24 protein-coding genes and 5 pseudogenes are annotated in these 22,796 nt (G+C 67.9%); 12 read left to right on the top strand and 17 right to left on the bottom strand.

The genetic code is table 11. The annotated features are described in order from the left end of the window. The first annotated feature begins 7 nt into the window (after positions 1-7). On the top strand, positions 8-379 hold the full coding sequence (locus OG522_RS37050; RefSeq protein WP_329467386.1) for a winged helix-turn-helix transcriptional regulator: 372 nt from the start codon (positions 8-10) through the stop codon (positions 377-379). A 371-nt stretch (positions 380-750) separates the two neighbouring features. Here the strand turns inward: OG522_RS37050 and OG522_RS37045 are convergent, their stop codons facing one another. Beyond that, positions 751-1,353, bottom strand: coding sequence for a helix-turn-helix domain-containing protein (locus OG522_RS37045; RefSeq protein ID WP_329467385.1), 603 nt, complete (start codon positions 1,351-1,353; stop codon positions 751-753). Between the two features lie 216 nt (positions 1,354-1,569). Here OG522_RS37045 and OG522_RS37040 point away from each other — a divergent pair, with 216 nt between their 5' ends. From OG522_RS37040 to OG522_RS37030, 3 genes are all read left to right on the top strand, one after another. Continuing rightward, a complete protein-coding gene (locus tag OG522_RS37040) occupies positions 1,570-2,154 on the top strand; it encodes an SRPBCC family protein (protein WP_329467384.1) in 585 nt (194 codons plus the stop codon). 223 nt (positions 2,155-2,377) lie between these two features. Beyond that, entirely contained in the window at positions 2,378-3,550 is a 1,173-nt protein-coding gene (locus OG522_RS37035; protein WP_329467383.1) for a 4-hydroxybenzoate 3-monooxygenase, read from the top strand. Positions 3,551-3,652: 102 nt separating this feature from the next. Next, positions 3,653-4,444, top strand: a complete 792-nt coding sequence (locus OG522_RS37030) for an AraC family transcriptional regulator (RefSeq protein ID WP_443074808.1) — start codon at positions 3,653-3,655, stop codon at positions 4,442-4,444. A 350-nt stretch (positions 4,445-4,794) separates the two neighbouring features. Here OG522_RS37030 and OG522_RS37025 read toward each other — a convergent pair whose 3' ends face one another. Next, positions 4,795-5,673 (bottom strand): alkaline phosphatase family protein, encoded by an 879-nt coding sequence (locus OG522_RS37025; RefSeq protein ID WP_329467382.1) that lies wholly within the window; start codon positions 5,671-5,673, stop codon positions 4,795-4,797. A 680-nt stretch (positions 5,674-6,353) separates the two neighbouring features. Between OG522_RS37025 and OG522_RS37020 the strand changes: the two are divergent. Next, positions 6,354-6,662, top strand: a pseudogene (locus OG522_RS37020) (transposase); the annotation flags it as partial. A gap of 33 nt (positions 6,663-6,695) precedes the next feature. On the opposite strand, the pseudogene OG522_RS37015 reads toward OG522_RS37020, so the two are convergent. Together OG522_RS37015 and OG522_RS37010 are read right to left on the bottom strand one after the other, a co-directional pair. Further along, a pseudogene (locus OG522_RS37015) lies at positions 6,696-7,409 on the bottom strand (alpha/beta hydrolase family protein); the annotation flags it as partial. Then, entirely contained in the window at positions 7,406-7,528 is a 123-nt protein-coding gene (locus OG522_RS37010; protein WP_329467381.1) for a hypothetical protein, read from the bottom strand. The gene OG522_RS37010 and the pseudogene OG522_RS37015, both read right to left, overlap by 4 nt. On the opposite strand from OG522_RS37010, the gene OG522_RS37005 reads away from it, so the two are divergent. Then, the gene (locus OG522_RS37005) at positions 7,527-7,841 is read left to right on the top strand and encodes a hypothetical protein (RefSeq protein WP_329467380.1); all 315 of its coding nucleotides are present in this window, start codon (positions 7,527-7,529) and stop codon (positions 7,839-7,841) included. The two genes, OG522_RS37010 and OG522_RS37005, sit on opposite strands and share 2 nt — an antisense overlap. 285 nt (positions 7,842-8,126) lie before the next feature. On the opposite strand, the gene OG522_RS37000 is transcribed toward OG522_RS37005, so the two are convergent. From OG522_RS37000 to OG522_RS36985, 4 genes are all read right to left on the bottom strand, one after another. Beyond that, positions 8,127-8,327, bottom strand: coding sequence for a hypothetical protein (locus OG522_RS37000; protein WP_329467379.1), 201 nt, complete (start codon positions 8,325-8,327; stop codon positions 8,127-8,129). Between the two features lie 600 nt (positions 8,328-8,927). Then, complete coding sequence (locus OG522_RS36995; RefSeq protein ID WP_329467378.1) at positions 8,928-9,494, bottom strand: hypothetical protein; 567 nt, start codon at positions 9,492-9,494, stop codon at positions 8,928-8,930. Positions 9,495-10,080: 586 nt separating this feature from the next. After that, positions 10,081-10,290 carry a hypothetical protein gene (locus OG522_RS36990; RefSeq protein WP_329467377.1) on the bottom strand — a complete coding sequence of 70 codons (210 nt, stop codon included), beginning with the start codon at positions 10,288-10,290 and terminating at the stop codon, positions 10,081-10,083. A 28-nt stretch (positions 10,291-10,318) separates the two neighbouring features. Then, positions 10,319-10,504 carry a hypothetical protein gene (locus OG522_RS36985; RefSeq protein WP_329467376.1) on the bottom strand — a complete coding sequence of 62 codons (186 nt, stop codon included), beginning with the start codon at positions 10,502-10,504 and terminating at the stop codon, positions 10,319-10,321. A gap of 148 nt (positions 10,505-10,652) precedes the next feature. On the opposite strand from OG522_RS36985, the gene OG522_RS36980 reads away from it, so the two are divergent. Both OG522_RS36980 and OG522_RS36975 read left to right on the top strand, forming a co-directional pair. Continuing rightward, positions 10,653-12,041 (top strand): ATP-grasp domain-containing protein, encoded by a 1,389-nt coding sequence (locus OG522_RS36980; protein ID WP_329467375.1) that lies wholly within the window; start codon positions 10,653-10,655, stop codon positions 12,039-12,041. Positions 12,042-12,047: 6 nt separating this feature from the next. Then, positions 12,048-12,131 (top strand): annotated as a pseudogene (locus OG522_RS36975) (transcriptional regulator); the annotation flags it as partial. A 56-nt stretch (positions 12,132-12,187) separates the two neighbouring features. Here the strand turns inward: OG522_RS36975 and OG522_RS36970 are convergent. After that, positions 12,188-12,334 (bottom strand): annotated as a pseudogene (locus tag OG522_RS36970) (IS21 family transposase); the annotation flags it as partial. 8 nt (positions 12,335-12,342) lie between these two features. Between OG522_RS36970 and OG522_RS36965 the strand changes: the two are divergent. The 3 genes and pseudogenes from OG522_RS36965 to OG522_RS36955 all read left to right on the top strand — a co-directional run bounded on the left by OG522_RS36965 (position 12,343) and on the right by OG522_RS36955 (position 16,095). After that, positions 12,343-12,729, top strand: a complete 387-nt coding sequence (locus OG522_RS36965; protein ID WP_329467875.1) for an ATP-binding protein — start codon at positions 12,343-12,345, stop codon at positions 12,727-12,729. A gap of 100 nt (positions 12,730-12,829) precedes the next feature. Next, positions 12,830-14,449 carry an ISL3 family transposase gene (locus tag OG522_RS36960; RefSeq protein ID WP_329467374.1) on the top strand — a complete coding sequence of 540 codons (1,620 nt, stop codon included), beginning with the start codon at positions 12,830-12,832 and terminating at the stop codon, positions 14,447-14,449. Positions 14,450-14,560: 111 nt separating this feature from the next. Next, positions 14,561-16,095, top strand: a pseudogene (locus OG522_RS36955) (ISL3 family transposase). 12 nt (positions 16,096-16,107) lie between these two features. On the opposite strand, the gene OG522_RS36950 reads toward OG522_RS36955, so the two are convergent. From OG522_RS36950 to OG522_RS36935, 4 genes are all read right to left on the bottom strand, one after another. Continuing rightward, complete coding sequence (locus OG522_RS36950) at positions 16,108-16,344, bottom strand: hypothetical protein (RefSeq protein WP_329467373.1); 237 nt, start codon at positions 16,342-16,344, stop codon at positions 16,108-16,110. Positions 16,345-16,657: 313 nt separating this feature from the next. Continuing rightward, positions 16,658-17,668 carry a DUF1259 domain-containing protein gene (locus OG522_RS36945; RefSeq protein WP_329467372.1) on the bottom strand — a complete coding sequence of 337 codons (1,011 nt, stop codon included), beginning with the start codon at positions 17,666-17,668 and terminating at the stop codon, positions 16,658-16,660. A 191-nt stretch (positions 17,669-17,859) separates the two neighbouring features. After that, a complete protein-coding gene (locus OG522_RS36940) occupies positions 17,860-18,393 on the bottom strand; it encodes a zinc-binding dehydrogenase (RefSeq protein WP_329467371.1) in 534 nt (177 codons plus the stop codon). Between the two features lie 667 nt (positions 18,394-19,060). Beyond that, a complete protein-coding gene (locus OG522_RS36935; RefSeq protein WP_329467874.1) occupies positions 19,061-19,624 on the bottom strand; it encodes an IS3 family transposase in 564 nt (187 codons plus the stop codon). A gap of 35 nt (positions 19,625-19,659) precedes the next feature. On the opposite strand from OG522_RS36935, the gene OG522_RS36930 reads away from it, so the two are divergent. Then, positions 19,660-20,061, top strand: a complete 402-nt coding sequence (locus tag OG522_RS36930; protein WP_443074807.1) for a DUF7019 family protein — start codon at positions 19,660-19,662, stop codon at positions 20,059-20,061. Positions 20,062-20,078: 17 nt separating this feature from the next. Here the strand turns inward: OG522_RS36930 and OG522_RS36925 are convergent, their stop codons facing one another. From OG522_RS36925 to OG522_RS36910, 4 genes are all read right to left on the bottom strand, one after another. After that, positions 20,079-20,594, bottom strand: coding sequence for a hypothetical protein (locus OG522_RS36925; protein ID WP_329467369.1), 516 nt, complete (start codon positions 20,592-20,594; stop codon positions 20,079-20,081). A gap of 183 nt (positions 20,595-20,777) precedes the next feature. Next, a complete protein-coding gene (locus tag OG522_RS36920) occupies positions 20,778-21,188 on the bottom strand; it encodes a hypothetical protein (protein ID WP_329467368.1) in 411 nt (136 codons plus the stop codon). A gap of 352 nt (positions 21,189-21,540) precedes the next feature. Further along, positions 21,541-21,822 carry a hypothetical protein gene (locus tag OG522_RS36915; RefSeq protein ID WP_329467367.1) on the bottom strand — a complete coding sequence of 94 codons (282 nt, stop codon included), beginning with the start codon at positions 21,820-21,822 and terminating at the stop codon, positions 21,541-21,543. 36 nt (positions 21,823-21,858) lie between these two features. Then, positions 21,859-22,413, bottom strand: coding sequence for a hypothetical protein (locus tag OG522_RS36910; RefSeq protein WP_329467366.1), 555 nt, complete (start codon positions 22,411-22,413; stop codon positions 21,859-21,861). Positions 22,414-22,796 lie beyond the last annotated feature (383 nt).

The following is a 22,796-nucleotide window of genomic DNA, read 5'->3' as shown; positions in this document are numbered from 1 at the left end:
TCCGGACATGAAGGAAGGCGTGCAGGTGACCCAGGTCGAGACCGACCGGCGGGATGAGGTGTTTCACACCGACTGCCCTGCCCGCGACGTGGTCGACCACGTGACCAGTAGGTGGGGCATCTGGGTGCTGATCGCCTTGCGGAGCAACGACCTTCGGTTCTACGAGCTGCGCGAGAGCATCCATGGGATCAGCGAGAAGATGCTCTCCCAGACCCTGCGCGCCCTGGTCAAGGACGGCCTGGTCCGACGGGAGGTCGAGCCGACGACGCCCCCTCAAGTCACGTACGGGCTCACGGAGTTCGGCCAGACACTCGGGGAGCCGCTGAGGGACTTGTTCGACCGGATCACCCAAGGGCTGCCACCGCGCACCGCGGAGTAGTGCGCGGCTCGACGGGCGCGTGTGCGGCGCCCGGATGCGCGGGCCTGAGGGCGGCATCGATGCGGGACGGCGTCAGGGGATGACGTGGACGACGCCGAGGCCTGGGCGGCGGGCCCATGGCGGCCGCCCGGGTTCCGATCAGTACGGCAGTCGCTGCCAACGAGACGATCCTGAGTTTGCGCACAGTGCTCTCCCTGTCTCATCGCGGGAGGTGTGCTCAGCACAGGAGGCTAGGGGCGGAGCGGGACGGGCCACATCGTGCCGCCGGAGGAGCGTCCGCTCCACCCAGAACGTCAGGGGGTAAACCCGTGCGGTAGGCGAGGGCGGATCATCCACCGTGCGCAGCATCGGCCAGAGGTCGAGCAACAGCCTCAGCCAGTGGCTGCAGGGCCGGATGTGCGTACATGCGCCCGCACCCCTTGCAGGCCGAACAGGATGAGCAGTTCCACCGCGCCGCCGTCGGCACTGCCCAGCCAGTGCGGCAGGGAGGTGTCGAACTCGGCGGCCTCACCCGGCGGCAGCGCCAGGTCCCGCTCGCCGATCACCAGCCGCAGGCGACCGCTGAGCACATACAGCCGCTCGAAGCCTTCGTGGGTCTGGGGGGTGGGATCGAGCGGTTTCGGCCGGGCAGGGGTGATCATCTTGAACGCGTGCGCCCCACCCGGCCGACGGGACAGTGGCACGAACGTCATCCCGAACCGCTTGATCGGCTTGAGGTGGATCCGGGGATCGCCGGTGCGCGGGGCGCCGACGAGGTCGTCCAGCGGTACCTCGTAGATACGGGCCAGCGACAGCAGCAACTCCAGGGTGGGGCGGCGCTGTCCGCTCTCCAGCCGGGACAGCGTGCTTTCGGAGACACCGGTCGTCGCCGCGATGTCGGCGAGGGTGATGCCGCGGTCACGACGGAGCGCACGAAGCCGCGGCCCCACACCGTCGAGTACGTCCTCGTCCGTCCTGGGCGTCTTCGGATCCATGAGGCCCCACGTTGCCATTACCGCAAGCTTTCGTGCGAGATCGGGAGGGGTCTGCCGAAACTGAGGGCCTGTCGACAGCCCGTACCCAGCTGGAGGAGTCCCGATGAGCGCCACCGACACCGATGCCCTCACGCACCGGGGGGGGTGTGCACGCCGCCCACTCGGCGGCCACCGAACCACAGCCTCACGCGTGCCTCGCGGACCTACCGCCACCCCGTGGCACTGACCGGCGGTTTCCAGCTCTACCGTGCCTTCGACAAGGACGTACGTGACACCACGGCGGCACCACCGCGGCGCCTCCCCAACCTGCTCATGACCGCCCAGGTCAACTCGGCGAAGGAGCCCCTCACCATGCACAGGTACGACGTCACCGTGACCACCAAGGCCTCCCCCGACATCGTCTGGAAGCTGCTGGTCGACGCCGCGAGCTGGCCGCTGTGGTCCAAAGTGGACAGCCTGGACACGGCGCGGTCGACCGACCTCGACCCCGGCGGTGACGACGGCGTCGGCGCCATCCGGGCTTTCCGGACGGGGCGCACGGTCACCGGGGAGCGGCTGACCGAGAAGGTCGAGCACCGGCTTCTGGCCTACGAGGACGCGTTCAATCCGTCGATGCGCAACTATCACGCGCGCATCGAGCTGGATCCGACACCCGGCTCGGGGACGGTCATCCACTGGTACGGCGAGTACGAGACGAGCCTGCTGCTGCGCTGGATCATGCCGCGCTACCTCCAGAAGTTCATGCGGGGCATGGCGGAAGGCCTGGCCCGGTACGCCGAGGAGCACACGCCGACTCCGTGAGGCCGGGTGGGCAGGTATCGAACTGGATGGGCTGCGGTTGAGGGACTCCGGGCCGGAATCCATCCCTCCACGGAGTTGGCGGGTTTCCGGTATCACGTGTCCCTTTACCAGTTGGGCGCGGGCGCGCCGGGTTCCACAGTGGTGTCAGTAAGCACCCCGCACGGACGGCACGGCCGTTCCGCCAGCGGGTGTGACTCGGCCTTCTGCGAGGAGCTCACCACACATGACCACCACCGGTAAGGACACCAGCGTCGTCATCGTCGGAGGCGGCGTCGCCGGGCTGGCGCTCGGCAACTTCCTCCTGCGCAAGGGCGTCGGCTGCATCGTCCTGGAAAAACACAGCCGTGAACACGTCGAGCAGCGGCAGCGAGCCGGGTCTCTCGACGTCGGCGGGGTGCGCCGACTGCGCGAGTGGGGCCTGGCCGAAGTCGTCGAAGGCCACGGCCACAGCGACTCGGGCGGGACCCTTCCGCTGCTGATCGAGGGCGAGGAGCGGCAGTGGAAGGTGGGCGGCGACGACGCGGACGGCGCCGACGGGGTGTACTGCCCTCAACAAGTCCTCGTCCGCAACCTCATCAAGGTGTTCCTGCGCGACGGCGGGGATCTGCGCTTCGGCGCCGAGGACGTCTCGCTGCACGACATCGACACCGGGAGCCCTCTGGTCCGCTACCGGCACGACGACGGCACGGCCAGGACCCTCAGCTGCGACTACGCCGCCGGCAGCGACGGCTTCCGCGGGGTCAGCAGGACGGCTGTCCCCGCCGAAGTCCTCACCAGCTCGGCCCATGCGTTCGGGTACGCCTGGCTCGCCGTCATGACCGCGGCTCCCGCGGACCCGCCGGCCGTGATGGCGGTCCACTCGCGCGGTTTCGCCGCACAGTTCACGCGCGGCCCGCACGCGAGCCGCCTCTACCTTCAGTGCCCGCTCACCGACACGGTCGATCAGTGGCCGGACGAGCGCATCTGGAGCGAATCGGAAGCCCGCCTCGGCGCATACGCGCCGTCCAAGGGCCCGATCACGAGCAAGCAGATCGTGCCCTTGCAGGGGGTCGTCTTCAGCCCCATGAGCTACGGAAGGCTCTACCTCCTGGGCGACGCGGCGCACATCATCTCGCCGATGAGCGCGCAGGGCATGAGCCTGGCGCTCCACGACGCCGACGTGTTCGCCCGCGCGGTCATCCACCGGGTGGAACGGCACGATTCCGCTCTGCTCGACCGCTACTCGCAGACGTGCCTGGACCACACCTGGCAGAAGCAGGCCGCGGCGGTCTGGATCACCGAGGCGATGCACGACGCCGGTGACCCTTCGTACGAAGGGGAGTTCCGCAAGCGCATCGCGCTGAAGAACCTGGAAGCCATGCTGGAGCCCCTGGATGTGAATCACCCGGCCGCGTGAAGGACGGAGTTCAACAGGGCGTCCACGCACGGAGGTTGGCTCGCGATGGCACCGTTCTCGCTTCCACGGAACGCAATCGGCCCACCGATAAACTCACCTCCGATGCCGAAACGCCGCCAGGTCACCCAGGATTCGTCCGACGTACGGGCCATGCCCTTGAGCGGGGCGGGGTGGCTGCCGCACGGCTACCGTCTCGACCCGCACTCGCACGTCCAAGGCCAGCTGGTGTACGCGGCAGCCGGCACCCTGGCGACCACGACCGAACTCGGGACCTGGGTCGCGCCCGCCAACCGCCTGACATGGACGCCGCCCGGGTTCGCCCACTCCCACCGGTTCTACGGCAGGACCGACGCCCGCGTGCTCACGGTCCCGAACGAGCTGTGCGGCGAACTCGCGCAGCGGCCGAGCGTGTTCGCGGTCAGCCCGCTGCTGCGCGAGGCCGTCCTGGTACTGACGGACCGGACGGAAACCCGTCCCGGTGCCCATGAGCGGCTGCTCGCGGTGGTGATCGACGAGCTTCGCGACACCCCGGAGCAGCCGCTGCATCTGCCTGAGCCCGGCGACGACCGGCTCCGCGCGGTAACGGACCTGCTGCACGCCGACCCGGGCCGAACTACGACGCTGGCCGAGCTGGGGCGCCTGGCAGGAGCGAGCGAACGCACCCTGAGCCGGCTCTTCCACACCGAGCTGGGCATGAGCTTCCACCGCTGGCGCACCACTCTGCGCATCCACCACGCCCTGGCGCACCTCACCCAGGGACTGTCGGTCACCGACACCGCGATGGAGTGCGGCTGGTCCAACCCCTCCAGCTTCATCGACGCGTTCGCTGACGTCGTCGGCCAGACACCGGGCCGCTACCAAGCCGAACTGCGCAACGAGGCCTCCGCCCTGTAGCTCTTCGCTGCCGGCTTCTTGTCTCCGCACTCCGGTGACAGCTCATGCAACGCCGTCTGCACCAGCAGATCACCGATATCGGCGCGCGGCTTCGCCGCCTTCACACGCAAGGCCTGACAACCAGGGCAGTTCTTCTTCATGAAGGCCATCCTGCGGGATCCGGGCATCGCAGGAGCGGTAGACCCGCAGGTAGCACGAGGGACCGTCATACGGCAGGGAACCTCGTTGCCCGGAAACCGCATACCTTCCCCACACCCGGCCGGCCAGGCGTTCGTTGATCCCTGCGCCTCAGGCCCCGGTGAGGTGCCCCACCGTCAGGCCCTCGCCGGCATCGGGATCGCGTACATGAATCAAGAGGCCCAAATCCCGGTGATGTCAGAGGAGTTGGCAGCCTCTCCTGCATGCGAGGCACCATACATGTCCTCGATCGTGCGCAGCAGGTTGTAGTGGTTGTACGTGGCTGAGGACGAGGAGCCCGGGGTCACCGGCTGGCCGTAGAGCACCGTCGGGATCCTGTTGCCACTGAGCCGGTTGTCCTCGTCGAAGGTGATCGCCAGCAGACTGTTGTGGCTCTGTGCCCAGTCCGCGTACGCACCGAGGTTGTTCTTCAGCCAGGTGTCGCCAGTGGACACCGAGCAGTCGTGCATGTCGCTGCACAGGTTCGGCACAACGTACGACACCTGCGGCAATGTGCTGTAGTCGTTGGGGAACTGGTCGAACGTGTACGCCAACTCCGTGGGCACATTGGAGAAGCCGAACCACGGGTTGTGCTTCTGCGCGTAGTCGCCGCTCCGGCAGTCGGTCGCCCCCTGGTCGGGCAGCGATTCGTTGTAGCTGGCCCACGTCTTGCCGGCCGCGATCAGCTCGGAGGCCAGGTTGGGCGCGGAGGAGAAGCCGGGGGTGACACAGCTGTCATCCGTAATGCCCTGCGTCGAGCCGGAGAACATCGCGTAGTAGTTCGGCTGACTCGGGTGCGTCTCGGCGTACGAGGCCGTCAGGTTGGCGCCGCCCGACGCCAGCGAGTTGATGTACGGAGCGCTGGAGCTGCCGACCACTTGGTCGTACGCGTGGTTCTCGAAGACCACGACCACCACATGGTCGGGGGTCGGAACCCCCGTCGCGGCATGCGACGTGCCGCCGAAGCCGAGCCAGAGCCCGGCCGACGAAACGGCCACGCCCAGAGCGGTCAAGAACGCAGTACGGGCTCGGGGTTGGGATTCACCGGACATAGATACCTCCGGAAGTGAGGGGGAGATTGACGGCGATGCAGCAGGAGAGTAGGAGTGTCCATGCCAACCTGGGAGGCTGCGGCAGGTGAAGACCGGGCGAACGTCTCGTGCGAGCTCTGGACTACGCAGGCGGAGAGGGTGGGCCCAAGACAACCTCGACTTCTCGCAGTCGCCATGCCAGCCGGGGAACCACAGCCCCCTTCACCGGTGCGACGGCACATCAACACCAACCGCCCCAAGAAAGCGAAAACAGACGACCTCGGCACAGTGAAAGCGCCACGACGCCCCGTCTCCTTCCCAGCGCCTGCAGGGTCCGAACAGCACAACAGGTGAAGTCGGCAACAGTCTGTTACCACTGGATGTGAGCCAGGGCTCGGTGAAGCGGTTCATGCCGGTGTTCCCGTCAGGGTGTGCGTGAGGTGGTCGCTGAGGTGGGGCAGCCAGTCGGGCCGCGCGTTACCGAGGAGGTGGTCGCCGTGCGGGACGGACAGGTAGCTGCCGTGCGGCGCCAGACGGGCCAGGGGCTCGCCGTTCCTCACGCCGGGGATGACGTCCTGGCCTCCGTCCACGACCAACAGCGGGGCTGCGATGCGGGGTGCCAGGGCGGCGAGGTCAACGTGTCGTACGAACTCGTGGGCGGCGTCGGCCCCGTTATCTTCTTCGCAGTCGGTGACGGCACCAGCTTCCCCAGCGCCGCCCACCTCGCCTCCTACGCCGGCCTCGCCCCGACGACCAAGTCCTCGGGAACCTCGATCCACGGCGAACACGCACCACGAGGAGGCAACCGGCAGCTCAAGAGAGCCATGTTCCTGTCCGCGTTCGCGGCCCTGCACGATCCCGCCTCCCGCACCTACTACGACAAGTGCCGGGCCAGAGGAAAGACCCACACACAAGCCCTTCTCCGCCTCGCCCGGCACCGCATCAGCGTGCTCTTCGCGATACTCCGCGACGGCACCTTCTACGAACACCGAACACCCCGCCTCACTTGACGAAGGACATAGAGGCCCCCCCGCGCGTTGGGCCATGATCTCTTGTACCGGCGGGGGCAGTTCCTCCCAGTCGAGACGGAAGGGACCACTGACGGTGGCGACGGCCGCCACGCGCGGCTCCAGCGCCGCGGCCCGGGCCGCGAAATAGCCGCCCAGACTCAGGCCGACGAGTCCGATGCGTGTGACGCCGAGGGCGTCGATGACCCGGCCCACGACCCGCTCGCAGTCCGGCACGAAGGTCGTGGTGGCCGCGAGCACGCCCTGCCCGGGGCCGTCCATCGCGAACACCGCAAGACCCCTGGCCAGTAGTGCGGACACCAGATCGAGGAACTCCTCCTTGGCCGAGTCCAGGCCGGGGACGACGACCACGGTCCCCGGCGCGTCGGCAAGGCCACGCAGCCAGCCGGTGAATCCCTCGCCGCTCACCCGCCGCGCACCGGACTCCAACACCGTAAGTGCCCGGCTCAGCGCGTGGTCCGCCTCGACGGCAGCACGGGAAGCGTCCGCGTGCGCCAGGGTGGCCAGGTGGAACCACCGGGCCGCCGTCAGCAGGTACTCACCCGCGGAAAGGGACGATCCCGCGTCTTCCGCGCGCTGGAGGTAGCCGTGTCCGATGCGCAGGAAGGACGGGCCCCAGTCGGCGACGGAGGCGAGGCTCTCGGTGACGCGCCGGTACTCGTGAGGGTCCACACCTGTGCCGGTGGCGCGTGTCCACTGGGCGGCGGCGAAGTCGGTGGTAGTGCTCATCGTGCTCCTTCGGTCAAGAGGACGGCCTTGCCGCGTATCCGCCGCTCTCGCAGATCGACCAGGGTGTCGGCGGTTTGTGCCCAGTCGGTGATGCGGCCGATCTCCGGACTGGTGACCATGCCCGGACAGCACCCGGCCGACATCGCGGCCACCCTCACCAAGGTCGCCGAGACCCTGGAGAACAGCACAGGACTCGTCCCCGACGGCGCCGTACGCCTGATCGCCTTCGGGGACATCGACATGCCGTACGTCGACAACACCCCGGGCGCCGACATGTTCGACGAGGTCACCTCCTTCATCGAGTGCTACATCGCCAACGAGGACGGCGACGACCCCGGCAACGGCATCGAGTGGATCCCGCCCGCCCGTGCGGCCGCCGCATGCCGGGCCAAGGCGCAGCGCTGGCACGCCATCGCCGACCGCCGCAGCTGACCACCACCAACCGGCCGGGCCCTACTTCCCCGGGGCCCAGCCCCGCTGCTCCTGGAGCTGCAACGTGACCACCGCACCACGCCGCCTCGGCGGAGCCATCCGCGCCGCATGGGCCGTCGTCGTCCTCATGATGCTCGGCGCCGCCGCCTGGTCCATCAGCGGACTCCTCATCCGCTGGGGCATGAACCACCTAGCCGCATGGGGCTTCAGCGCGCCAGCCTCATCTGCGCCGACTACGCCCGCCGCGCCATCGAACGGAACACCCCAGCCGGGCTCCCGCGCCTGTCACTCCTCGCGTTCGTCACCGTGTCCGGTGTCCTCAACTGGTCGCACGGCCAGGCCATCGGCGGCCGGCCCGCCGCGTGGGGCCTGGCCGCGCTGTCGGGTGGCGTCGAGCTGCTCACCGAGCTGCACCGGCGCGACGTCCGCGACGTCCGCGACGAGCAGCGTGCCGCGCGCGGTCTCGTCGCCGAACGCCTTCCGCACATCCTGGTGTTGGGCTGGGTCATGTTCCCGGGCCGGGCGTGGCAGACGCTTCGCGGCGCGGTCGGGGTGCGTCTCGACCTCCTCGACCCGCTACAGACCGAGGTCCGGACACCAGCCCGGGACAAGGCCGGACACGCGACCGGGACTGTCCGGGCCGTGGTCCGCGCTGTCCTGGACACGGCGCCTGGCGCGTCCGAGGACGACGTCTTCGATCAGCTGGACATCCTCCGTATCGAATACGACGAGGACAGTGTCCGCGCCATCCTGGACACCGGACAGGACACGCAGGACAGCAGGTCACGGGGCACGCTGCACCCGATCGCGCCGCCTGGTCAGTCCATCGCGGACACCATCCGGACAGACCGGGCAAGCGGCGTTCAGGGGGCCCTGGGCCGCACTGCCGCATTGAGCCGGTGCAGCACAGAGGTTCCGCCGAGTTCGAACTCGGCGGAACCTCTGTGCTGCACCGGGCGCCGAGACGGGGGGGGTGCCGGCGCCCGCCAAGAAACCTGGCTGCCGCACGGCTCGGGCGGCGCAGGCGGTGTGGACGACCGGACTGGCACAGGCGCCGGCCAGGGTGGGCCGGCGCCCGCTTCCAGGTCAGTTGATGCTGTACTCGCCGGTGAAGTCGGCTTCCTTCACACCGCCGAACGGGGCGCCGACGGTGCACTTGCCCGCGCCGCTGAACAGGTTGGTGCTGAAGGTGCCGCTGAAGCCGTGGCCCTTGAGGGGGCCGTCGGTCACGTAGCCGGTCACGGTCGCGTCGTTGAGCACGGTCTTGTCGATCGTCAGGTTCACGACGCTGCGGAGCCGGTAGCCGTCCAGGGTGGTCCACTCGATCGTGCCGGTGCCGCTGCCCGTGCCGCCGCCGGACAGGCACGAGAGAGTGACGCCGTCGAAGTCGGCCGTGATCCGCGCACTGCGGATACCGATGTCGCTGTTGTCGTTGCATGGGCCGTCCTGGCCCTGGTAGGAGACGTGCTGCGGGCGCGGCCACAGCTGTACGCCGGGACTGAAGTGGGTCTGGCCGGCAGCCGAGCACGAGACGGTCACGTTCGGCGCGGCGCTGGCGCTCGCCGGTAAGGCGAGCGCGGCACCGGCGGACAGCGCGGCGCAGGCGACAGCGACGGCGAGACGGCGCGAACGGAGGTGGGCAGCACGGAGCATGGGTGTTTCCCTTTCCAGGAGGGGGCGGTCACACAGCCGACCGCGAAGACACATCCAGCATCCCGACCACACGCAGTAACTCCAATACTACTATTGGTAGTTACGGGAGGGCTTCGGTGCACATGCCAACGGCACTCACTCCCCCGGCCCGCATCCCCGCGACCCGGACACCCCCACCCGCCGCTTGCCCTGCGCATGCCATTGCGCGTAGTCGTGGCAGCACCGCGATCTGGAGCTCGCAAGATCTTCGTGACGAGGTGACAGCCCGTCATCACGGTGCCATCGTCGGGACTGTGAGGAGTTGCTCGGGATTGTCTTTCCGCACCTGAAGAAGGTGCGAGTGGAACATGTGGGTGTGGAGGGCGGGGAGTTACGTATTTCGGCCCGCACCGTGACGAGGGATGTTCTGCGTGCCTGGGAGCGGACGTACCTCCCGGAGCGGTCAAGATCTCCAGTCCGTACGACCCCGAGGCCTGCTATGGCGTCAAACGCGGGGTCGGCTGGCTCGGCTGCAAGATTCATTTTCGCGGAGACGTACACAGCCGGCCGGCCGCACCTGATTGTCCACACGGCAGCCACCGAGGCGTCATTGGCCGATGTGGAGACGGTCACGCGCCGCCACGAAGACCTGGTCGAGCGGGGGTTGCAGCCGCACCAGGAGCTGGCGGATGCCGCCTACATCAGCGTGAACAACATCCTCGACGCCGCCGGGAAACACGGCATCGAGCTGATCGGCCCGCTGCGGCCCGACTCGGGCTGGCAGGCCCGCGATCCGGACGCCTACGACCTCACCCACTTCACCATCGACTGGGAACGACAGCAGGTCACCTGCTCTCGCGGCAAGACGTCCCGGAGGCGCCGATCGTGGAGGTCGCCCTGTGCAGGACGAGTGCGCGCAGCGCCAGGACCTGGGCTGCTTCGTAGGGGGTGCGGTCCAGGTAGCGCAGCGCACCGGTGAGGTCGAGGTTGGCTGCCAGGTCTTGAGGGCGTGACGTGAGGTTGGAAAACACTCAAGGCGTTACAGGTGCAGAAACAGACATTTGCAGCGGCTCGGGGCTATCTTTCCGTACCGCCATCCCTTCGAGCGGTACGCAGCACCCGACCGCGAGGACACTCTTTTGCCGCACGGGCCGGACCCCTGGGTCGGATAATCCTCTGGTGATCACCTCGCTGAACGACGCGCGCGACGTCTTACGAAATGCCCGCACGCTGGGCTTCACTCCCCGGCCGTTTCTGCTCCTGCCGCTGTTGCGCGCGGGGTGCCTCGCGGCTCTCGTCAGCGGGCAGCAGGAGGACGCGGGCTGGGCGGCCCGCTTCGGTGTCGAGTGCTTCTCCGCCGAGGAGTTCACCCGCTTGCGTGACGATGCCGGGGGCCGCCGCGAGATGCGGCACCTCCTGCCCCGGGCCGATTCCCTCCTGTCCCGGCGCTGGCACGGCCGCGAGATGCGGCTCGCCTCGTACGGGCAGTGGTGGCCGGAATGGCGTGCGGAACTCGACAAGTCCGGCGTGCGCGTCGTGGCCCCGCCGGTGCCGCCGCTGCCGGAGTACCTGGTGGACAAGACCCTGATGCGTCCGTGGCTCCGCTCCCTGGGGCTGCCCACCCCGGACGACACCGTGGTCGCCGAGCTCGATCTCACGGTGCTGAGCCGGAAACTCGGCTCCTCCTTCGTAGTGCAGCAGCCCCGGGGTACGGGCGGCCACGGTACTTACCTGGTGCACGACGGGCAGCAGGTGGACGGGGCCGGTGACATTCCGGAGGGAGGCCCCTGGCTGGTGAGCCGGTACGCCAAAGGCGTCCCTATCAACCAACACGGCCTGGTCACCTTCGGCGGTACGGTCCACGTTCTCCCCGCCTCCGTCCAGCTCACCGATCTCAAGGGAGCCGGGGCCCCGTTCGGCTCGTACTCCGGCTGCGACTTCGGCGCCGCCCGTGCGCTGCCGGCCACCGCCCGAGGGCGTGCCCGGCACGCCGTGGAACGGGTCGGCCGACGTCTCGCGGACATGGGCTACCGCGGCACGTTCGGCGTGGACCTGGTCGTCAGGGGTGACGACGTCGTCACCCTGGAGGTCAATTGCCGAATGCAGAGCTCCACATGGCTGCTGGGCGAGCTTGAACTGGCTGCCGGCGTCCTGCCCACCCAAGTGCGGCACGTCCTGGAACAGCACGGTCACGGCACCGCAGGCGAGTCACTGTCCGAGGCGGACGCCGCTGTACAACTGATCCTGCGCCACAGCGGGCCTCCGGCCCGGGTGGCCCGCGCGCCCCACAGCGGCCGATACACGATCAACCCGGCAGGCGAGGCGGTCTGGCGCGGCGAAGGCTGCTGCCTGACCGACTGCAGCGCCGACGAACTCGCCGTCATCCATCTGCCCCGCCCCGGCACCGTCCTGGCCCCTGGTGCCGCGCTCGCCCGCCTGATCAGCCGCCTGCCACTCACGAACCCCGACGGACACATCCTCACCACCTACGGCAAGGAAGCGATGACGGCAGTGGCCTCGCTATTCGCTCTCGACGAGATGGACATGGTCCGTGCCCGGACAGCGTGAGGACGCCTCACCGGGAAGGAGCTCTCCGCCCGGTGTGACCGGCACCCTGCAAAGGCCACCCGCATCCAGAAGGGCGACGCCCTGCCCTCGGGCTTCCTTATTATGGAGCCGGTGCCGGTCCACGAGCGCGCTGAGGATGCGCTGATGAGCAGTTCACGGATCTGCGGTTCGACCGCGTCCACGATCGAACCCCGCGGTTCCCGCTGGTACTTCGGCGGGGCACTGCCCGCCAGGGCCCGCCGGACCGTGTTCCGAGAGATCCCCAGATGCCTCGTGATCGTCCGGATCGGCATCTGCTCAGATCGGTGCAGCCGGCAGATCTCCGCCCAGTCCTCCACGTCGGTCCCCCATCCTCCCGGCCCAAGCAGGACGCCTGAACGAGGAGTTGACCCGGCTGGGACGGATCCCGCTGATCGTGGTCGACGAAGTGGGTTACATCCCTTTCGAGCCCGAGGCCGCGAACCTGTTCTTCCAGTTCATCTCGGGCCGCTGCGAACGAGCCTCGGTGATCGTGACCAGCAACAAGCCCTTCGGGCGCTGGGGCGAGGTCTTCGGCGATGACACCGTCGCTGCAGCGGTGATCGACCGCCTCGTCCGCCATGCCGAGGTGATCTCGCTGAAGGGCGACAGCTATCGCATGCGCGGCCGCGACCTCGGACGGGTTCCCGCCGCCAACACCGGGGAATGACCAACATCAACTGACGCAGTGGGGGGTCATTTTTCAGGTTCTGGATCACTTTCAGTGCCGGGACCACGGAGGGTCACCGAAACCGCGATCATGAACGGCTGTGGCTGATGTCCTCTTCCAGGACCTGTGGTTCCACCAGGTCAAAGGTGTCGTGATCGAAAACGTCGTGTCCGAGGGCGAGTTGGTGACCGTGCGGGCCCGGACGGCCGCGGAGCGGGTGGTGTGTCCTTCGTGCGGGACGCTGTCGTCTCGGGTGCACAGCCAATACATACGTCGCCTCGCCGACAGTGCGGTCGGCGGTCGCCCAGTCCTGATCGAGTTACGGGTGCGACGGTTCCGCTGCGGTCAACGTTTGTGCAGGCAGGCGACGTTCGCCGAGCAGGTCGACGGGCTGACCGTCAGGCACGGACGACGCAGCGCAGGGCTGCAGACGGTGCTGGAGCGTCTGGCGGTGATGTTGGCCGGCCGGGCCGGTGCCCGCCTGTCCCAGACTCTGGCGGCCGGAGTGAGCAGGTCGACGCTGCTGCGATTGATCCGTCGCCTTCCGGAGCCCGAGAGCTCGACTCCGCGGGTACTCGGAGTGGACGACTTCGCACTGCGCAAGGGCCACAACTACGGCACGATCCTGATCGACGTCGAATCCCGCCAGCCCATCGATCTGTTGCCGGACCGGACGACGGCGACGGTCGCTCAGTGGCTCGCCGAGCATCCCGGCGTTGAGGTGATCTGCCGTGACCGCTCCACGGCCTACGCCGAGGCCGGACGGCTCGGCGCCCCAAGCGCCATCCACGTCGCGGACCGGTGGCACATCTGGTCGAATCTGGCCGAAGCCGTCGAGAAGACAGTCGTCCAGCATCGCGCGCTGCTGCGTGAGCCGCACGAATCCGCCACGGCTCAGGTCATCGCGGCCATAGAAAGCACGAGCCCCGAACCGTCTTCTCCTGCAGGGCTGCGGACAACGGGCCGACTCACTAACCGTGTTCGGGAACGGCACGCGGACGTCCACTCGCTCCTCGACCAGGGCGTCGGACTGCGCGCGATCGCCCGCCAGCTCGGTCTGGCCCGCAATACCGTCCGCCGCTTCGCCAACGCCGCGGACCCAGACGAACTCCGGGTCGGCCGGTGGACCGGCCGGGCCAGCATCCTCGACCCCTACAAGCCTTACCTGCATCAGCGTTGGGCCGAGGGATGCACCGTCGCCCGCCGTCTGTTCGAGGAAGTCCGCGAGCGCGGCTACCCCGGTGGCGAAAACGTCGTGAAGAAGTACGTGGCCAAGCTCCGCGAGAGCTTTCCGCACGACCCGCCCGGGAAAGCACCGTCCGTGCGAAACGTGACCAGCTGGCTCACCCGCCATCCCGACCGCCTTACCGACGACCAGACTCAGCAGCTCAAAGCAATCCTGGTCCGCTGCCCCGCCCTCGACCGCACCGCGCACCACGTCCGCGCGTTCGCCGAGCTCATGAACAACCGGCAGGGCAAGTACCTGGACCAATGGATCATGCGTGTGAAGGCCGAGGACCTCCCTGCTCTGCACACTTTCGTCACCGGCCTCGGCCAGGACCTCGACGCCGTCGTCGCCGGCCTCACTCTGAAGTGGAGTTCTGGCGCCGTTGAGGGCCAGAACAACAAGATCAAGATGTTGAAGAGGCAGATGTTCGGCCGAGCCAACTTCGACCTGCTCCGCAAGCGGGTCCTTCTCAGCGTCCCAAGCCGTTCATGATCGCGGTTTCGGTGACCCTCCGTGGTCCCGGCACTGAAAGTGATCCAGAACCGACTGGGCCCTGGCTCACATTCGGTGGTGACGGAGCGTTAGCGGGCTCGTTGATGTCGTGTGCGAGATATCAACGAGCTTGTGGCTACGGTGTTTTCGGGGCTGGGTTCCCTGGTTGTCGAGGATGTGGTCGACGAGGGCGAGCGGATCTGGGTGCGGGCGCGGACGCCCGAGGGACCGGCTGTATGCCCGGGGTGTGGGGCTGAGACGGCCCGGGTGCATGGCTACCACCTGCGGACAGTGGCCGACGTTCCACTCGATGGGCGACGGGTGGTGGTCCGTGTGCGGGTGCGGCGTCTGGTGTGTCCCACGCAGGGCTGCCGTCACACCTTCCGCGAACAGGTACCGGGGGTGCTGGAGCGATATCAGCGCCGGACAGCCCGTCTGACCAGGCAAGTTAAGGCCGTGGTCAAAGAGTTGGCGGGCCGGGGCGGAGCACGCTTGCTGGCGATACTCGCGGTGGGCATGTCTCGTCACACGGCCCTGCGGGTGCTGCTGGGTATCCCGCTGCCCACCGGGCGGGTGCCCCGCGTGATCGGTGTCGACGACTTCGCTCTGCGCCGGCGTCACCGCTATGCGACCGTGGTGATCGACGCCGAGACACATGAGCGGATCGATGTGCTGCCCGACCGTACGGCCGACACCCTGGAGGCGTGGCTGAGCGCCCATCCCGGCGTCGAGGTCGTGTGCCGGGATGGCTCGGCCACCTACGCCGAGGCCATCCGCCGCGCACTGCCCGAGGCGACGCAGGTCGGCGATCGCTGGCACCTGTGGCACAACCTATGCGAAGCCGCCCTGAACGAGGTCAAAGCACACAGCAGCTGCTGGGCCACCGTCGTGGACGCGCCCCTCTACGACGGGCCCCGCGCCCAGACCACCCTGGAACGCTGGCACCAGGTCCATGGCCTGCTCGACCAGGGCGTGGGCCTACTCGATGCGCCCGCCGCCTGCAACTGGCCCTGAACACCGTCAAACGCTACGCCCGCGCCGACCGACCCGAGCGGATGCTCCGCGTCCCCAAATACCGCGCCGGCCTAGTCGATCCCTACCGGGAGCACCTGCGCAAACGCCGCGTCGAAGACCCCGCCGTCCCCGTCAAGCACCTCTTCGAAGAGATCAAGACTCTCGGATTCACCGGCTGTCTCAACCTCCTGCACAAGTACATCAGCCAAGGCCGCGCGGACACCGACCGCAGCCACATCTCAGCACGCAGACTCGCCCGGATGCTGCTGACCAAGCCCGCCAACCTCAAGGACGAACATCACGACCTTCTGGCCCGGCTCACCGCCGCTTGCTCCGAAATGACCCAACTCGCCTGCAGCAACCGGGACTTCGCCCGGCTCCTGACCCCTCACGAAGAAAACGCCGACAAGCTTTCGCACTGGATCAACCAGGTCCGCACAGCCGATCTACCCCATCTCCATGCCTTCGCCCGGGGCCTCGAGCGAGACCTCGACGCCGTGATCGCCGGACTCACACTTCCGTACAGCAACGGCCCCACCGAGGGCGTCAACACGAAGACCAAGCGGATCGCGCGCCAGATACACGGACGCGCAGGCTTCACCCTCCTGCGCCACCGCATCCTCCTCGGGTAGCTCTACCCTCCGTCACCACCGGATGTGAGCCAGGGCCGTTGACTGGACAGACCCGGCGTCGATCACCGGTTTGAACGGCTCGATCACCTGCCCATGACAGCCCTTGCGTGACGGCCCCTTCGGTGGCACCACCGGCGGCGGTTCCTCGACGTACTTCTTCACGGTCCGCCAGTTCAGCCCGGTCTCCCGGGCGATCGCGGAGATACTCAGACCTGCTTCGTGCAGGGCGCGAAAACGGCGCAGATCCATCCAACGCTCCGAGTCCAGGATCATCGAGACGGGACACCTTTCGCCTCCTCTCACCTCCCGCGATGGCTGTCCCGCACCGAATCCCCCTACTCACGACACGTGTACGACACGCCCAAGATCAACCCGATCGAGTGTGTACATGAGCCTGTACCTCCCTCTGCAGATCATCAGCTTCTAAAGCGGAGACGAGCCGGGCGCAGCCAGGAGAGACCACGCGGTGCCCAGGCCACCATGTGCTGCCCGGGCAGGCGTTCATCTCAAGAGCAATTGCTGTCACACCCAGCACCAACCACCCGTCCATCGTCGGCGTCGGTCATGACGCCGGGGCGGGCCGCGCCAGGTTGGTGGCGTCCAGGGCCGGGCGCAGGTCCTCGGCGAGCTCGACGCCGTCCCCGATTCCCCAGTAGTGCACGTAGAACAGGCGGGGCTGGTCATCCAGCATGTGGTTGTGCAGCTCGACGATTTCGAAGTCACCCTTGTGCAGGGCCCGGATGACGTTCTGCACTTCACTTGCTGTCATCACAACGTCGCCGGTGACCGCGGCCTGCTCGTCCCCCAGGGCCTGGAACTTGATCACCGTGTCGACACCGATGGGTGCGGGCAGCACATGGCCGTGTGAGGTGATGGTCTCCGCGCGGCCGAGGAAGAACTTGTAAGTCCGGCCTTCGGCGATGCCCTTGCGGCCCAGCGCCTCGTCGATCCCGTCGGTGTCCAGCTCGATGGGCTCAGTCTGGGGCGGCGCCGGCACCGCGATGGGGTCACCGCTGACTTCCAGCACCGTCTTGAGTTTGCGGGCGAGGGTGACCGGGTCACCCATGGCGTGAAAGTGCGTCCACCAGATGGGGGGCGACTGGTCGGGCAGGTGCTTGTGGAGGGCGGTCTGCTCGATGCCCGCCTCCTGAAGGGCTTCGGTGGCCCTGGGCAGTTCGTCCTCAGTGAGTACCAGGTCGCCCATGAGCATGGTGCCGTCGCAGTACCGGGCGAAGTCCGCGCTGCCGTTGAGCGCGAGCGACGCCCCGATGTCCACTCCCCGACTGGTGACCGTCAGATCCCTGCGGGGCAGCGAGATCCCGAAGACCACCTTCTCCCGCAGCGCGCCGGTGCGCCCCATCGCCTTGGCGACCGGTTGCCAGTCGGCGTCCGTCGTGGCGATCGGGCGCTGCGGCTGGGGGCAATGGGCGCCGCCCGGGGCTCCCGTATGGCCGCCGGCGCGGTGCCCGACGGGGGCACCGCAACCGGTCAGGGCGAGGGCGGATGCGGTGAGCGCGGCCATCGCGCTCAGGACTGACGGCGCGCCGGTGCGCCTGCGTCGGGTGGCAGACATGGGAACCTTTTCGTCCAGGTAAGCGCCCCCGCCTACGCCCACGTGACTGGGTGACTGGGTGACTGGGTGACTGGGTGACTGGGTGACTGCTTGACTGCTTGACTGTCTTCCCGGTCCGGGGGCCAGATGTGTGCGCCCGCGCCCGTGTTCGCCCGCCTGGCCGAAAGAGCTCAGACCTGGCCACTGCCCAGTCAGTCCCCCACTTCGAGCACCGCCTGGCCTCGGGAGACCCCCGCCTCGACAGCACGATGGGCATCACCCACGGTTTCCCATGGCCTGGCATCCACGAATGCCTCCGGGATACGGAAGCCGTCCGCCACGTCCCGCCACAAGGCGGTGATCTCCGTGCGATTGCCGGTGCGGACGCCGATGAGCGATTGGCTGTGGAGGTAGAAGGGCAGCAACGACATGGGCAGCGGCTCGTGCGAAATCGCTCCGGACACGACTATCCGGCCCATGTCAGCCAGTGTTTCGCGGTACTTGTGCCAGACCGCCGGGATACCGAGGTTGTCGATGACGCAGTCGACACCCCACCCGCTGGTCACCTCGCGAATGGCGTCGGCGAGGTCCTCCGCGTCACCGTCGAGGGCCGCTCGCAGTGGCAGGCCCTCCATGCAGCCCGGTTTGACGCTCAGCCGGTCGACACCGATGACATGGGCCCCGCGAAAACCGGTGAGCGACGCGGCGGTCGCACCGAGCGGCCCCGCCGCACCGATCACCAGCACGTTGCTGCCCTGGCCGACATGACCGGCGTCGAGTTGTGCTCTGGCGACAGGCCCATTGCCCGCCAGGGCCGCCGCCTGGGCGAAGGGGACGTCGTCCGGCAGCAGCGAGACATTGGACTGCGGCAGTTGGGCCGGTGCGCTGACCAGCAGGGCCTTGAGCTGGTTGATGGCCTGGGTGCGGTGTCCTGAAGGTCGTCAAGGACTCCGCAGTCCGCTCCCGGCGACTCTCCTTCATTCCTCCGAATTATCAGTAACTCGGGGAGAGCTTCCCTCCGGGCGAGTTGGAGTCGTTCATCATTCCCGCAAGCTCGCTTTAGAACAGGTGGGAATGGGCTTGGGCCTACTGAGATGAGGCGAGCGACACCCCAGGAAGTCGCTAGCGCCGAAAAGTGAACCACCTACTTCCTAAAACGCTAAAATATCAATAGAATTGGATTTCAGAATGCGGGTATCTCACAAGCGCTCCTTCCTCTACCTTGCCGCCACAGTGGCGACGGCCCTACAGATCACGTCAATTTCTCCAAGCTACGCGGCTGTCAACAATGACCCAAACATTTGGCCTGCTGTGACCGATTCCATCGGGGGAACGGATCAGGGGGTCTACTATGTGGACAGCACTGGAGATTGAGCCGCCCTGCGTTCCTCGGACAGTGGCGTTGAGGGGTTTCTAGGCTGCGGCCTGCAACTCTTCGTACTCGGCGTGCACTTCTGCGGGGGTTCGGTAGCCGAGGCCAGAGTGGAGGCGTTTGTGATTGTAGAACATCTCGACGTATCGGACGATTGCCCGGCGAGCGTGCGCGCGCGTCGGGAACGACGTTCGATGTACAAGCTCATTCTTCAGGGCCCCGAAAAATGATTCGGCCATGGCATTGTCCCAGCAGACTCCGGTGCGGCCGACGGAGGCTCTGAGCCCCAACGAACCGAGTTTCTCCCGGAGTTCTCGGGAAGTGTATTGACTGCCGCGATCCGAATGAAATATGCAGCCGTCGGCGAGGTCGATGTTCCGTGCCGTCATGTTGAGTGCGTCCGATATGAGCGACGTCTTCATGTGGTCGGCCATCGCCCAGCCGACCACGGCCGTGGTGTGACAGTCAATGACCGTCGCGAGATACAGAAACCCAGCCCAGGTGTGAACATATGTGATATCGCTGACCAGTTTACGTCCCGGTGCATCCGCGGTGAAGTCGCGGGCCATCAAGTCGGGCGTGGCCGGCGCCGTTTCGTCGGCGATGGTGGTGGTCCGCCACGGGCCCCAAACCGCGACTTGTGCTGCATGGCTCCCCCGAGCACCTCGCGGGTGCCGATTCCGCCGACAGCACCACAGAAGGGCTTTCCGTGTCCCGAAGCTATCCCCCGGGGTTCATGGATCTGTTGTATGGCAACTTGCCCCGCAACGGCGAAAATCCGGGCAGGGCACTGTCGAATCTGCTGCATCAACTCGACCAGGGGATGCCGCCTCAGGCCGCTGGCCTCCTCACCGGCTATGCCAAGGTGACGTTTGCCCTGGAGGTGCCCTTCAGTGTGGGCGGACGTCGCGCGACGACACGCGCCGTTGTTGCCAGCCCCTTGTACGTCGAGAGCACGCGTGATCCCGGGCGCACCGCGGGGCCCCCGCCTCGTTGGTGGCAGCGTGGCGCCGCCACCAACAACACTGGGTCGAACGGTTGACGGGCGGAACCCGCTCGTCACACGATCAGACGCAGCGTCCTGCCACGCGTCGAAGCGCCAGGGAGAACAAGGTGCAAGATGCGGGTTCTCGTCCCGCCTTCCATGGCCCGGACGGCTGCGTCGTGTTTGCCGGCCAGGCCGTCGAAGCCACCGCCGGAGAAGCAGGCGATGCCGAATTCCTCACCAATCCTCACTAGTTGGGGGACCATGCCGACTGTTTCGCACCACAGCTCCAGCCGGACGGGCTGGCCCGCCTGGCGGTCGACGCGGTAGTCGTCGACCGCCGCGTTCACGGCCGTCCGGAAGTCTTCGGGACCGGTGAAGGAGGGTGGGACATCGACGGCGATCTGGGTGTCGTCGCGGATCACGTCCCAGGGGATCCGGCCGGAGCGACGGGCCATGCCGACGTACTCACACATCCGCACTGTCTTCTCCAGCACGGCGTCGCTCAGGAGCACGTAGAACAGCTGGCGAAGCGAGACGGGCAAGTGGTCGCGGTAGCGGTCGAGCGCGGCGTCGACCGCGATCAGCACCCGGGGCCTCCCGCTTGGGGCGCCAGTGCGGCTGCGGGCCGCGGGGGCGTTTGTTCGGCATGGCGGCCTCCTGTCTCCAAGAGTCCGCCATGTCGTCCATTTGCTCAAGGTGCCGCTGACCTGACCTTTCACTACGGAGGGGTGACCTTGGGCTTGCCCGCGCCCGCCGGCGGCTTGCTCGGATCAGCGGCGCAGACGTGAGAGCCAGCCGGTGGCCTTCTGCTCGGGCACGGCCTGGTCCTGCGCTTGATCCTGGTCCTGGCGGATCGCGCCCGGCCAGGTTTGCTCCCAGTCGATCTCGTGCCGCTGGTCGCAGTCCCCGCACAGGGTCGGACGGCGCTCCGGAGGAAGGGCGTCCCCGCCGGTGCGCTCCACCGCCTGCCACCGCTCGTCCGTGCACGCCGCCCTGCACTCGGTGCAGCGGGGACGACGGGCGTAGCGCAGGAAGTGCTTCCGCTCTGCCCACTCGGGAAGCGGCTCCGGGAGCTCCTGCCGGTCGGCCTCGTGGGCGTCGGCGACGGCTGCGTGCTTGCAGCTGTCGCACAGGTGCGGGTGGGAGTCCTTCGTGGCTCCCCAGTCCTTCGGCTGTGCCACCTCCCAGCGGGTGTCGGTGAACTTCGCCCCGCAGCCGGTGCAGACGGGACGGCGGGCCCCGCGCTCGGCGCCTGCTTCGCCGCCTGCTCCTGCGCTGCCCGCCGTACCTGTGCCTGGTACTCCGCCTGGCGGGCCCTGGACTCTTCAAGTTCGCGGGCGTCGGCGGCCTCGCGGCGCGGATTGCCGATCGCCTCCAGGAGCGGCTGCATGTGGTCGCGGCCGAAGCGGAGGAAGACCGGTCCGGCCGGGCCGTGCTGGCGCAAGTTGTTCAGCCTGGTCGCGATGATCGGGATCCGTCCGTCGTAGCGATGGTGGCCGGCCTTCTGCCGCTCGCCTTCCCACAGGTGCCGGGTCAGCTCTCTTGCAGGCGCGGGACCGTGCGGTCGGGGTTGCGCTCGCCGATCCGGTTGAACACCAGCAGGACGGGCGGGTGTGTCCTGTCGCCGGACCAGGTCTCCCGGGCCGTCCAGCGGGTGCGCCACATCGGGCGCTCCTTGCCGTCGGTGTCCTTCACCTGCCGCTTGAAGAACCGGGCGTACTTCTCCAGCTTGGCGGCGAGCTCCTCCGGCGTCTCATGGCAGTTGTCGACCTCGATGAACAGCAGCGGCACCTGGTCCTGCGGTGCGGTGAGCACCAGGTCGGCCTGGGCGCCGCCCTTGCCGGGCGCGTTCTACGTACCGGTGGCGGGCAGCGGAACCTCGGTCCAGAACGAGGCGATGGTGCCGATCCCATCCGGTCCGTCGACGGCGGCCTGGGCGGCGGCCTGGACGTGGGGCGGATCGTCGGCGAGCTTGGCCATGTTCGGCTTCGGGCGCAGCATCGCGATCACCGTCTCGTTGACGGCCATCGGGTGGGAGGCCCCGCTGGAGCCCGCACCGCGTGCGGTGGAGCCCATCTCCCCCGCCGGGCGCCGCAGTTCGTAGGAGGCGGCCTCAAGGCCCTTGAGGGTCAGGTTCCGCAGCGAGTCCCCCGTCTCGGTGCAGCTTCCGTTCTCGGACAAGCCGTGCTTGCGCATGTCGGAGAGCGCACCGGTGTGCGAGGCGGTGCGGGCCTGCTTCTCCTTCGACAGGGTCGGCTTGTCGGCGTGCCGGAACGTCAGGTGCGGGGCCCCGATCCGCTGGATCTGATCAGCCGTCGCCACCTTCAGCGCCCCGAGCACGCGCAGCACGTCACCGCGGTAACTGTTCGTCGACCCCGCCGGGTTCGTCTTCCGCTTCCCCGCCATCAACGCTGCTCCCCCATCTGCCACGACCGGCCACCGGCCGGGCGCCGGCCCCGCCCGGCCAGGGCGAGCGTCCGGACGCCCCGCAACCCGATGATCTCCTCCACCACTAATATTTCTTTCAAGTACAGGAGGAGAGAAGAGAGTTGTGACGGCGCAGTTTTCACGCCGATTACCGCCCTGACAAGGGGATTTCCTCCAACCTCGGGTGCCGGGCACCAAAGGGGGTTCCCAAGTGCCCTTCGAAGGAGGCGCCCAGGGAACCCCCTTCGGCCACCCACACGGTCGGCGACAGCGGGAACGCCGAGCATTCTCGTGCCGCCTCCGTTTGACTTGGGAAATCTCCACCGCACGCACAGGCGGCGGGAAGTACGAGCCCGAGGACA

Origin of the sequence: Streptomyces sp. NBC_01431 (assembly GCF_036231355.1) — a bacterium.
Lineage (GTDB): Bacteria > Actinomycetota > Actinomycetes > Streptomycetales > Streptomycetaceae > Streptomyces.
This window is presented reverse-complemented; position numbering and strand designations above follow the sequence as displayed.